Genomic DNA, 7,584 nt, shown 5'->3' on the forward strand with positions numbered 1-7,584 from the left:
GATCCATCCCTGGAGGCTCGCGTACGCCATCCATGGCGTACGACGGTCCCGCGAAATCACACACCCCCGCCCCAGACAGTTGGCTGGTGGCCTCGGTACGGAAAAACGTCAGGCGCTTGCGCTGGCTCTTTGCCCAGATGCTGCCGCACTACATCGGGACATCGCTTCGTATAGATGAAGGCCAAGCACTGTGCCTTTTGCCAGCACGTACTTGGGTTGGGGCCAGCGCTGCTGCGCAGTGGAAGAACACCCCTCACTATCGAGACATCGCTTCGCATAGATGAGGGCCAAGCACCGTGTCCTTTGCCAGCACGTACTTGGGTTGGGAGACAGCGCTGCCGCGCAGTGGAGGAGTAACCCCGCATTGCCTTTGCGCGGACGGGTTGGCCTGCAATTGCATTGCTTTCAAACCCATCGAATGAAGCCTGAGGCTTCGCCCGTGCGGCAGAGCCAACCCAACAAGCCGACGCTTCTCCCGCTTCTCCCGCTTCTCCCGCTTCGCTCCGCCAAGGCCACCAGCCAACTGTCGAGGGTGGGGGTGTGTGGGTTCGCGGGACCGTCGTACGCCATGGATGGCGTACGCGAGCTTACATGGACGTACTTGCAGCGTGTCCCGCGAACCCACACACCCCCACCCAGCAAGTCCGCAGGCGGAACCCGCGTTTGGCTTCGGCTCCGGCTTCGGCTCCATGCCTCAAGCCTTAAGCCTTACGCCTCATCCTCAGTAGGCAACGCCGTCGGCGCCGCGCCCGGGGTGAACACACCCGGCTTCACGAACGCACTGAGGATCGCATCCAGCGTCTCGGCGCCGTCGCGGCGGATCTCGAACAGCTCCGGCTCCAGCATCGCGCTGTACAACACCCCGGTCAGGCTCGTACTCACGATCCGCGCCACCGTGTCCACGTCCACCCCCTCGCGCAACTGGCCCAACTCGCGCGCGCGCTGGAAGGCCGCCGCGAAAATGCCCAGCTCTTCGCGCGACGCCTCCAGCTGCAATTCCTGCATCGCCTGGCTTTCCACCGACAGATCGTTGCGCAGCATGATCTCCATCATGTTGCGCAGCCGCTCATCGTCGGCCAGCTCCTGGAAGGAGACCAGCAACGCCGAGCGCAGGTCCAGCACCGGCGTGGAGCGCTTGGACGACGTCGTCCGCCGCAACCGCTCGATGAACGGAACCCGCTCCCGATCGATCATCGCCGTCAGGATCTCGGTCTTGTTCTTGAAGTGCCAGTACACCGCGCCGCGCGTATAGCCCGCGCGCGCCCCGATCATCGCCAGGCTGGTGCCCGCGACCCCGTATTCATGGAAACAGACCTGGGCCGCGTCGAGGATGCCCTCGCGGGTGGCCTGCGCTTCTTCTTTGGTTTTTCTGGCCATGGCGCTGTGCAATTGCTGGATGAAACCGACCTGAATTGTACCGCTTTACAAACAAACATGCATGTATGTATATTTCCCTCCCACTGATCCTCGGTGTGGACCGCGCGTATCCGAAAAACGGCCGCAACCCATGGATTTGCAGCACTTTGCCGTCCTGTTGACTGTTTTTCTTCGCTTTATCGCGAGAATCCGGCTTCGGGCGACCCTTTTCGTTTGCCGTGAGCCCCCACCATGTCCCGATCCCCGTACCGTCTCCTCGCGCTGTCCCTCGCGATCGCCTTGACCGTGTCCGCCTGTGGCGGTGGAGGCCAGGAGGGCCCCCAGGGCGGCCCCGGTCAGGTCACCGTCGCCACGCTGAAGGCTGAGCAGGTCGGCCTGACCCGCGAGCTTCCGGGCCGCACCAACGCCTTCCTGGTGGCCGAAGTACGCCCCCAGGTCAGTGGCATCGTCGCCAAGCGATTGTTCACCGAAGGCGGCCTGGTCACCGCCGGGCAGGCGCTGTATCAGCTGGATGACGCCAGCTACCGCGCCCAGGCCAACAGCGCCCGCGCCCAGCTCGCCCGCGCCGAAGCCACCGCCAATGCCGCGCGCCTGAGCGCCAAGCGCATCGGTGAGCTGGCCAAGGTCGAGGCGGTCAGCACCCAGGACAACGAAAACGCCATCGCCGCGCTGAAGACCGCCGAAGCCGATGTCGGTGCCGCCCGCGCCGCCCTCGATGCGGCCAACGTCACCCTCGGCTATGCGCGCATCACCGCCCCGATCAGCGGCCGCATCGGCAAGTCCTCGGTCACCCAGGGCGCGCTGGTCAGCGCGGGCCAGGCCGATGCGCTGGCCACCGTGCAGCAGTTGAACCCCATCTATGTCGACCTGACCCAGTCGGCCAGCGAACTGCTGCAGCTGCGCCGCGAACTGGCCAGTGGCCGCCTGCAGGACAACCAGACCCTGCCGGTGACGATCCTGCTCGACGATGGCACGCCGTTCGACCACAAGGGCACGCTCGAATTCTCCGAAGTCAGCGTCGACCCGACCACCGGCAGCTACGCGCTGCGGGTCAAGGTCGACAATCCCGACCAGGTGCTGATGCCGGGCATGTACGTGCGTGCCCAGGTCGGCAGCGGCGTGCGCGACAACGCGATCCTGGTGCCGATGCAGGGCATCGCCCGCGATCCCAAGGGCGATACCAGCGCCATGGTGGTGGGCAAGGACGGCAAGGTCGAAGTGCGGCCGGTCAAGGTCAGCCGTTCGCTGGGCAACAAGTGGCTGGTGGAAGACGGGCTCAAGGCCGGTGACAAGGTCATCGTCGAAGGCCTGCAGAAGATCCAGCCGGGCATGCCCGTGCAGGCCACCGAGATGGGCGCGACCCCGGCCAAGCCGACCGCCGCGCCGGCGGCGGCCGCCGCCGCCCAGCAGTAACCGGAGAATTCCATGGCACGTTATTTCATTGATCGCCCCATCTTCGCGTGGGTGATTGCGATCATCATCATGCTCGCCGGTGCGTTGGCGGTGCTCAAGCTGCCGGTGTCGATGTACCCGGAAGTGGCACCGCCGGCCGTCGAGATCAGCGCCAGCTACCCGGGTGCGTCGGCCAAGGTGGTCGAAGACTCGGTGACGCAGATCATCGAGCAGAACATGAAGGGCCTGGACGGCCTGATCTACTTCTCCTCCAACAGCTCCTCCAACGGCCAGGCGACAATCACCCTGACCTTCCAGAGCGGCACCGACCCGGACATCGCCCAGGTGCAGGTGCAGAACAAGCTGCAGCTGGCCATGCCGCTGCTGCCGCAGGAAGTGCAGCGTCAGGGCATCAACGTGGCCAAGTCCAGCAGCGGCTTCCTGCAGGTGCTCGGCTTCGTGTCCGAAGACGGCAGCATGGACGCCAACGATATTTCCGATTACGTCGGCTCCAATATCGTCGATCCGCTCAGCCGCGTGCCGGGCGTGGGCAACATCCAGGTGTTCGGTGGCAAGTACGCCATGCGCATCTGGCTGGATCCCAACAAGCTGCACACCTACAAGCTGTCCACCGCCGAAGTGATCGCGGCGATCACCGCGCAGAACGCGCAGGTCGCCATCGGCCAGCTCGGCGGCGCGCCGTCGATCAAGGGCCAGCAGCTCAACGCCACCATCAACGCGCAGGACCGGCTGCAGACCCCCGAGCAGTTCCGCAACATCATCGTGCGCAGCGCGCAGGATGGCGCCGAACTGCGCCTGTCCGACGTGGCCCGGGTGGAGCTGGGCGCCGAGTCGTATGACTTTGTGACCCGCTACAACGGCAAGCCGTCCTCGGGCATCGCCATCACCCTGGCCACCGGCGCCAACGCGCTGGCCACCGCCACCGGTGTGCGTGCGGCGCTGGATGAAATGCAGCCGAACTTCCCGGCCGGGCTGAAGGCGGTGGTGCCGTATGACACCACGCCGTTCGTGCAGGTCTCGATCAAGGGCGTCATCAAGACCCTGATCGAAGCCATCGTGCTGGTGTTCCTGGTGATGTACCTGTTCCTGCAGAACTTCCGCGCCACGCTGATCCCCACCATCGCCGTGCCGGTGGTGCTGCTGGGCACCTTCGGCATTCTGGCCGCGCTGGGTTTCTCGGTGAACATGCTGACCATGTTCGCGATGGTGCTGGCGATCGGCCTGCTGGTCGATGACGCCATCGTGGTGGTGGAGAACGTCGAGCGGATCATGTCCGAGGAAGGCCTGTCGCCGCTGGAGGCCACGCGCAAATCGATGAGCCAGATCACCGGCGCGCTGGTCGGCATCGGCCTGGTGCTGTCGGCGGTGTTCGTGCCGATGGCCTTCATGAGCGGCGCCACCGGCGTCATCTACCGACAGTTCTCGGCCACGATCGTCTCGGCGATGGCCTTGTCGGTGCTGGTTGCCATCGTGCTGACGCCGGCGCTGTGCGCGACCCTGCTCAAGCCGCTGAAGAAGGGCGAGCACCATGTCGCCCACACGGGTTGGTCGGGTCGTTTCTTCAATGCCTTCAACCGGGGTTTCGACACCTCCAGTGCGAAGTACCAGCGCGGCGTGCGCGGCATCCTGGCGCGTCCGTGGCGCTTCATGGGCGTGTTTGCCGCGCTGGCGCTGGTGATGGGCCTGCTGTTCATGCGCCTGCCCAGCTCGTTCCTGCCCAATGAAGACCAGGGCATCCTGATGGCGCTGGTGCAGACGCAGGTCGGCGCCACCCAGGAACGCACGCTGGAGTCGATCGACAAGCTCGAAAAGCACTTCATGGAAAACGAGGCCGATGCCATCGAGTCGATCTTCTCGGTGCAGGGTTTCAGCTTCGCCGGCATGGGCCAGAACGCGGGCATGGCCTTCGTCAAGCTCAAGGACTGGAAGGAGCGCGACAAGGACCAGGGCGCGATGCCGATCACCGGCCGGGCGATGGCTGCGCTGGGCGGCATCAAGGACGCCTTCATCTTCGCCTTCCCGCCGCCGGCGATGCCGGAGCTGGGCATCGGTTCGGGCTACACCTTCTTCCTGAAGGACACCAGCGGTGCCGGTCACCAGGCCCTGCTGGACGCGCGCAACCAGCTGCTCGGCATGGCCGGGCAGAGCAAGCTGCTGGCCAACGTGCGCCCCAATGGCCAGGAAGACACCCCGCAGCTGCGCATCGACATCGACGTCGGCAAGGCCAGCGCGCTGGGCCTGTCGCTGGAGGCGGTCAACACCACGCTGGCCGCGGCCTGGGGCAGCAGCTACATCGATGACTTCATCGACCGTGGCCGGGTCAAGCGCGTGTACGTGCAGTCCGATGCGCCGTTCCGGATGAACCCGGAAGACTTCAACCTGTGGTCGGTCAAGAACACGGCCGGTGAGATGGTGCCGTTCTCCGCCTTCGCCAGCCAGCGTTGGGACTACGGTTCGCCGCGTCTGGAACGCTACAACGGCGTGTCGGCGATGGAGATCCAGGGCGAGCCCGCGCCCGGCGTGGCCTCGGGTGATGCGATGAGCGAAGTGGAGAAGCTCGCCAAGCAGCTGCCGGCCGGCTTCGACATCGAGTGGACCGCGCTGTCCTACCAGGAACGCCAGGCCGGTTCGCAGACGCCGCTGCTGTACACGCTGTCGCTGCTGATCGTGTTCCTGTGCCTGGCCGCGCTGTATGAAAGCTGGAGCGTGCCGACCTCGGTGCTGCTGGTGGCGCCGTTGGGCATCCTCGGCGCGGTGCTGGCCAACACCATGCGTGGCATGGAGCGCGACATCTACTTCCAGGTGGCGATGCTGACCACGGTGGGCCTGACCAGCAAGAACGCGATCCTGATCGTGGAGTTCGCCAAGGAAAACCTGGAGAAGGGTGCCAGCCTGATCGACGCGACGATGCACGCCGTGCGTGACCGCCTGCGCCCGATCATCATGACCTCGCTGGCGTTCGGCCTGGGCGTGCTGCCGCTGGCGATCGCCTCCGGCGCCGGTTCGGGTGCACAGCAGGCCATCGGTACCGGCGTGCTAGGCGGCATGGTGGTGGGCACGCTGCTGGGTGTGTTCTTCATTCCGCTGTTCTTCGTGGTGGTGCAGCGGGTGTTCAATCGTGGCGGCACGCCGCCGACGAAAACCGACGACAGCACCGCCCCGGTGGCGGTGACCCAGAACGGCGACAAGGCCGAAGGTGGTCCGCATGAATAAGCTTCCCTCCCTGCTCGCCGTGGCCATGGCCGTGGCGCTGTCCGGCTGCGCCTCGCTGGTGCCGCGCAGCACCGAGGTCGCCCCGGCGATCCCGGCGCAGTGGCCCGCCGCGGCTGCTGCCGGCACGGTCGACGTGGCCGACATCGGCTGGCGCGATTTCTTCGTCGATCCGCGCCTGCAGTCGGTGATCAACCAGTCGCTGGACAACAACCGTGACCTGCGCGTGGCCGTGCTCAATGTCGAAAAGGCACGCGCGCAGTACCGCATCCAGCGCGCCGACCGCGTGCCGGCGGTCGGCGTGCAGGGGCAGATGACCCGCAGCGGCGGCGATGCGCCGGTCAGCGAACAGTTCAGCGCTAATCTTGGCGTGGTCGAGTTCGAGCTGGATCTGTTCGGCCGGGTGCGTAATCTCAGCCAGGCCGCCCTGCAGCAGTATTTCGCCGAAGCGGCCAATCGACGCAGCGCGCAGCTGAGCCTGGTCGCCGAGGTCGCCAATGCCTGGCTCACGCTGGGCGCGGACAACGAACAGCTGCGCATCGCCCAGGCCACCCTGGCAAGTTATGAAGATTCTCTGCGCCTGACCGAGGCGCGCCGCCAGCTTGGGGGTGCCTCGGCACTGGAGCTGAGCCAGACCCGCACCTTGGTGGAAACCGCGCGCACAGATGTGGCCCGCTTCGCCGGGCAGGTCGCGCAGGACCGCAATGCACTGGTGCTGCTGGCCGGTGGGCCGGTCGATGACACCCTGCTGCCGACCACCGAGGTGACCGAGGTGGCGGCGTTGCGTCCGCTGCCGGCCGGCGTGCCCGGCGAGGTGCTGCTGCGCCGCCCGGACGTGATGGCTGCCGAGCACACGCTGCTCTCGGCCAATGCCAACATCGGCGCGGCGCGCGCGGCCTTCTTCCCGTCGATCAGTCTCACCGGCAGTATCGGTTCGGCCTCCTCGGAGCTGTCCAGTCTTTTCGACAGCGGCACGCGGGTGTGGAGCTTCATGCCCAAGCTCAATCTGCCGATCTTCCAGGGCGGCAAGCTGCGCGCCAATCTGGGCGTGGCCACCGCCGACCGGGACATCGCCTTGGCCCAGTACGAAAAGGCGATCCAGTCCGGCTTCCGCGAGGCCGCCGATGCGCTGGTGCTCAACGACAGCCTGGATGCGCAGTTGGCCTCGCAGCAGGCGCTGGTGGCTGCCGCCGAGCAGGCGCAGACGTTGTCGCAGGCCCGCTACGATGCCGGCCTGGACAGCTTCCTGACCCTGCTCGATGCACGTCGCACCGCGTACACCGCGCGCAAGTCGCTGGTCAGCACGCAGCTGGCGCAGCAGTCCAATCAGGTGGCCCTGTACAAGGTGTTGGGCGGCGGTTGGCACGAGCGCGGGTGATCGGCGCCGGCGGCAGGTGCCGCGCGGTGCGCGGTTGCCGAGCATGGCTCGGCACTACCGGGTGCGGCGCGGTGCTTGGCATCGGGTAGAGCCGAGCCATGCTCGGCTGCTCTGCGTTGCAGGCGCAACGTATCGCCGTTCGGATGACTGGCGCCGGAGGCAGGTGCCGCGCGGTGCGCGGTTGCCGAGCATGGCTCGGCACTACC

At 66.4% G+C, this 7,584-nt stretch carries 4 protein-coding genes; 3 read left to right on the forward strand and 1 reads right to left on the reverse strand.

The window, feature by feature from the left end:
* Positions 1-708 precede the first annotated feature (708 nt).
* A complete protein-coding gene (locus NR101_RS18480; RefSeq protein WP_256777573.1) occupies positions 709-1,377 on the reverse strand; it encodes a TetR family transcriptional regulator in 669 nt (222 codons plus the stop codon).
* A 231-nt stretch (positions 1,378-1,608) separates the two neighbouring features.
* Here NR101_RS18480 and smeD point away from each other — a divergent pair, with 231 nt between their 5' ends.
* From smeD to NR101_RS18495, 3 genes are read left to right on the forward strand one after another with little or no spacing between them, the layout of a single operon-like run.
* Positions 1,609-2,790: a multidrug efflux RND transporter periplasmic adaptor subunit SmeD gene (gene smeD, locus NR101_RS18485; protein ID WP_256777574.1), complete on the forward strand. Its 1,182-nt coding sequence runs from the start codon at positions 1,609-1,611 to the stop codon at positions 2,788-2,790.
* 12 nt (positions 2,791-2,802) lie between these two features.
* Entirely contained in the window at positions 2,803-6,003 is a 3,201-nt protein-coding gene (gene smeE, locus NR101_RS18490) for a multidrug efflux RND transporter permease subunit SmeE (RefSeq protein WP_256777575.1), read from the forward strand.
* Positions 5,996-7,378: an efflux transporter outer membrane subunit gene (locus tag NR101_RS18495; RefSeq protein ID WP_256777576.1), complete on the forward strand. Its 1,383-nt coding sequence runs from the start codon at positions 5,996-5,998 to the stop codon at positions 7,376-7,378. The genes smeE and NR101_RS18495 overlap by 8 nt, the downstream gene beginning before the upstream one ends.
* Positions 7,379-7,584 lie beyond the last annotated feature (206 nt).

The organism is Stenotrophomonas sp. Ste86 (assembly GCF_024519465.1).
Taxonomy (GTDB): Bacteria; Pseudomonadota; Gammaproteobacteria; order Xanthomonadales; family Xanthomonadaceae; genus Stenotrophomonas.